Source organism: Amycolatopsis sacchari (genome assembly GCF_900114035.1).
GTDB classification, from domain to species: domain Bacteria; phylum Actinomycetota; class Actinomycetes; order Mycobacteriales; family Pseudonocardiaceae; genus Amycolatopsis_E; species Amycolatopsis_E sacchari.
The window spans coordinates 1-4,004 of record NZ_FORP01000061.1; the positions used below are offsets into that span (position 1 = coordinate 1).

A 4,004-nucleotide genomic window follows, 5' to 3' on the forward strand; every position below is an offset into this window, starting at 1 on the left:
CCGAAAAGCCGCCATCCGCGCCCTCAAACGCCACCTCTCCGACGTCCTCTACCACGCACTCCACACCGACCACCACCACTTGACATAGAAGCTTCTTCGGCGTCCCTTCGCGATGGGCTCCGCCCACCCTTGACACGGTGAGCCAACCGCTAAGGCAGCTGGGGATCGAGGCGGGGGAGGAGCGGGGCGTGGGGCCGCTTCCGTTCCGTTGCTGGGTGCGGTGTGGGGGTGGTGGTGGTGCTGGCTTCGCAGGTTCGTTCCGGTGGCTTCCCTACTCCCGGTATCGGCGGTCTGCCACTACGCCGTCGCCGGTGGACTCGTCGAAGTGGTAGACCTCCTTGCCCCGCACGAAAACCCTCAGCGCCCGGTTCATCACGTCCAGCGGATCACCCGACCAGATCACGACATCCGCGTCGAGACCCGGCTTCAGGGAGCCGATCCGATCGTCCAGGCCCAGCATGCTCGCCGGGTTCACCGTCAACGAGCGCAGTGCCGCTTCCGGGTCCAAGCCGTCCTTGACCGCCAGCGCGGCCTGGTACACCAGGAAATTGATCGGGACGACCGGGTGGTCCGTGGTGATCGCCAGTTTGACGCCCGCCCGCGCCAGGATGCCCGCCGAGCGGAGTGTCCGGTTCCGCAGCTCCACCTTCGAGCGGGTGGTGAACAGCGGACCGAGGATGACCGGGATTTCCTTCTCCGCCAGCAAGTCCGCGATCAGGTGCCCCTCGGTGCCGTGGTTGACCACGAGTTTGTACCCGAACTCCTCCGCCAGCCGGATCGCGGTGACGATGTCGTCCGCCCGGTGCGTGTGCTGGTCCCAGTAGAGCTCCCCGTCGAGCACCTCGGCGAGCGTCTCCAGCGTGAGATCGACGTCGAACGGCTTGCCCTCGTCCCGCGCGTGATCCCGCTGCGCCGCGTAGTTCTGGGCCTTCGTGAAAGCCTCGCGGATGATCGCGGCGACGCCCAGCCTCGTGCTCGGCGTCTGCTTCTTCTCGCCGTACACGCGCTTCGGGTTCTCACCCAGCGCGCTCTTCACGCTCACCTGGTCGGCGAAGACCATGTCGAGGATCGTCCGGCCCCACGTTTTGACGCCGATCGTGCGACCCCCGATCGGGTTGCCCGAGCCCGGCTTCACGACGACGCTCGTGACCCCGCCCGCCAGCGCGTCGTCGAAACCGACGTCGTACGGGTCGATGCCGTCGATCGCGCGGAAGCGGGCGCCGTTCGGGTCGGTCATCTCGTTCGTGTCGTTGCCCGACCAGCCCTCGCCCTCCTCGTGCACGCCGAGGTGGACGTGCGCGTCGAAGAACCCCGGCAGCACCCACGACCCCGCGGCGTCGATCAGCTCGGCGTCCTCCGGGATGTCGACGTCGGCGTCCGCACCCACCTCGACGATCCTGCCGTCCTCGATGAGGACCGTGCCCCCGTCGATCGGCTCACCGTCGACCGGCACCACATAACCGCCCACAATCGCGCTCACCATGGTTTGACACGCTAACGAATCGCGGGTCAGACCGAAATTCGGACACCCCAGCTGCCGGTCCACGACGTGCCCGGCTCCAGCTCGATCAGGTCCGTGCCCGAGTTCAGCGCGTCCGCCGGGCACGTCATCGGCTCGATCGCGATCGCGCGGCCCCGGCCCACCAGGTCCTGCGGCGTGAACACCTGCACCCACCGGAAGTCCGCGTCCGTCCACACGTCGACGCTCTGCTCCCCGTGCGACAGCACGTGGTGGTGCCGCCCGTCCGCACCCGCGGTCAGCCCGCCGAACGCCGTGTCCAGGTCCACCTGACCGACCAGCACCCCACCGCGGAAGTCGTACTCCGTGCCCTCGACGTCCTGCTCCGGCCCGTACGGCAGCTGCTGGTCCCCGATGTAGGGCCGGACGCGCGTCGCGGACAGGGTCAGCGTGAGGTCGTCCGTCGGCACGTCGCCGATGCGGAAGTACGGGTGCGTGCCCACGCCGACACCGATCGCCGACTCTCCCTCGTTGCGGATCTCATGCGTGACCGTCAGCTCGCGCGGCGCGAGCGCGTAGGTGATGCGCGCGTGCAGCGGCACCGGCCAGCCCTGCTGCTTCTCCACCTCGATCTCGAAGGTGATCGACGACTCCGCGTGCTCGACGAGCGTCCACTCGCGATGCCGCGTCAGCCCGTGGATCGCGTTGCCCCGAGCCGCCTCGGTGACCTCGAGCTGCTGCTTTTCGCCCTGATACGTCCACTCGGCGGCCTTCGTCCGGTTCGGCCACGGCAGCAGCACCTGGCCCGCCCCCTTCGGCGGCTTCGCGTCCTCGGGGAAGGTCTCGACGTAGGGCACGCCGTTGATCTCGAACGCACGCAGCCCGGCGCCGATCTCGGTGACCACCGCGCGAGCGTTGCCGCGGACGATCTCGAACTGCTGTCCAGTGGGGTTGGCCATGCACTGGAGGTTAGCGCTCCACGAAGTAACTAGACCGGTCGTCATACTTTGCGCTACGGTAACCCCCATGGCCCGCCGCACCGACACCCGGCAGCGCATGCTCGACTCCGCCGCCGACCTGTTCCACACGCAGGGCTACCACGCCACGGGCCTGAACCAGCTGGTCAACGCGGGCGGGGCGCCGAAGGGTTCGCTGTACTTCCACTTCCCCGGCGGCAAGGAGCAGCTCGCCGCGGAAGCCGTCACGTTGTCCGGGGAACGCGTGGCGGTTCAGCTGCGCGACCTGCTCCACGCCGCACCCGATCCCGGCACGGCGATCGTCTCGGTACTGGAAGCCTTGGCGCACAACCTGATCGAGTCGGACTTCCGCCGTGGCTGTCCTATCGCGACGGTCGCGGTGGACGCGGGAGAAAGCGCTGTCATCCGCGACGCCTGCGCCTCTGGGTACACGTCGTGGCGCGACGTGATCGCGGACTACCTCGTCCGCGAGGGCTTCCCGGACCAGCGGGCCGCGTCGCTGGCCGTGCTGGCGCTCAGCGCGATCGAGGGCGCGTTGCTGCTCGCGAAAACCCAGCATGACGTCGCACCGCTGCGAACCGTCGCCGAGTACCTGAGGACCACCTTCACCAAGGAGACCTGATGCGCGTACACCACTTCAACGCCGGAACCCTGCGCCCGCCCGGCGGCAGGCTGATCGACGGGCGCGGCGGTCTGTTCCGGCGCGCCGAGCTGGTGTGCCACTGCCTGCTCATCGAGACGGACACGGAGCTGGTCCTCGTCGACACGGGGATGGGCGCCAGGGCGGTGTCCCAGCCGGACGAGTGGATGGGCCGCTGGTTCGGCAGGCTCGTCGGCGCGCGGCCGTCGCTGAAGGAGACCGCGCTGGCGGAGGTGCGGCGGCTCGGTCACCGGCCCGAGGACGTGCGGCACATCGTGGTGACCCACCTGGATTTCGACCACGCCGGCGGGCTGGCGGACTTCCCGCACGCGGCGGTGCACGTCTACGCCGAGGAGCTGCGCGCCCTGCGTTCGCCGATGGACGTCGCCGAACGTCACCGCTACCGGCACACGCAGTTCGCACACGGTCCACAATGGATGTCCTATGCGGACAGTGGAGAACCGTGGTACGGCTTCGAGGCCGTGCGCGAGCTGAAGGGGCTCCCGCCGGAGATCCTGCTCGTCCCGCTGGCCGGCCACACGCGGGGGCACGCCGGGGTGGCCGTCGACACGGGGGACGGCTGGCTGCTCAGCGCCGGGGACTCCTACTTCCACCCGGGCGAACTCGCGGCGACGCCCCACATCCCGGCTGGGCTGGGGCTGTTCGAGAGGCTGGTGCAGACCGTGGCGCCCACCAGGCTGCACAACCAGCGGCGGCTGCGGGAACTGGTGCGCGACCACCCCGAGGTGCGCACGTTCTCGGCCCACAGCCCGACGGAACTCCGGGACCTCGGGGCGGCGGGGTGACGGTGGGGGCGGGGCGACTCGCGGCGGGGGGTGTCCCTATGTGGTTGTCAAGCGGCGGCGGGCGTGTTTTTGGGTTGCGGGGTTCGGTAGTAGGTGCGGTTGCGGAGCATGGCGTAGATGAC

The 4,004-nt window shown here is 69.4% G+C and carries 4 protein-coding genes; 2 read left to right on the top strand and 2 right to left on the bottom strand.

Annotated elements, in window-relative coordinates; all coding sequences use genetic code 11:
* Positions 1 to 271 precede the first annotated feature (271 nt).
* Positions 272 to 1,483 (bottom strand): amidohydrolase, encoded by a 1,212-nt coding sequence (locus tag BMZ92_RS36605; RefSeq protein ID WP_091517273.1) that lies wholly within the window; start codon positions 1,481 to 1,483, stop codon positions 272 to 274.
* 26 nt (positions 1,484 to 1,509) lie between these two features.
* Positions 1,510 to 2,418, bottom strand: a complete 909-nt coding sequence (locus tag BMZ92_RS36610) for an aldose 1-epimerase family protein (protein WP_091517274.1) — start codon at positions 2,416 to 2,418, stop codon at positions 1,510 to 1,512.
* 67 nt (positions 2,419 to 2,485) lie between these two features.
* Here BMZ92_RS36610 and BMZ92_RS36615 point away from each other — a divergent pair, with 67 nt between their 5' ends.
* Together BMZ92_RS36615 and BMZ92_RS36620 are read left to right on the top strand one after the other, a co-directional pair.
* A complete protein-coding gene (locus BMZ92_RS36615) occupies positions 2,486 to 3,058 on the top strand; it encodes a TetR/AcrR family transcriptional regulator (RefSeq protein ID WP_091517275.1) in 573 nt (190 codons plus the stop codon).
* Complete coding sequence (locus tag BMZ92_RS36620; RefSeq protein ID WP_091517276.1) at positions 3,058 to 3,882, top strand: MBL fold metallo-hydrolase; 825 nt, start codon at positions 3,058 to 3,060, stop codon at positions 3,880 to 3,882. The genes BMZ92_RS36615 and BMZ92_RS36620 overlap by 1 nt, the downstream gene beginning before the upstream one ends.
* The last annotated feature ends 122 nt before the right edge of the window (positions 3,883 to 4,004 follow it).

Coding starts and splice junctions, on each gene's coding strand:
- BMZ92_RS36605 (WP_091517273.1), bottom strand. CDS start 1,483: ATGGTGAGCGCGATTGTGGGCGGTTATGTGGTGCCGGTCGACGGTGAG.
- BMZ92_RS36610 (WP_091517274.1), bottom strand. CDS start 2,418: ATGGCCAACCCCACTGGACAGCAGTTCGAGATCGTCCGCGGCAACGCT.
- BMZ92_RS36615 (WP_091517275.1), top strand. CDS start 2,486: ATGGCCCGCCGCACCGACACCCGGCAGCGCATGCTCGACTCCGCCGCC.
- BMZ92_RS36620 (WP_091517276.1), top strand. CDS start 3,058: ATGCGCGTACACCACTTCAACGCCGGAACCCTGCGCCCGCCCGGCGGC.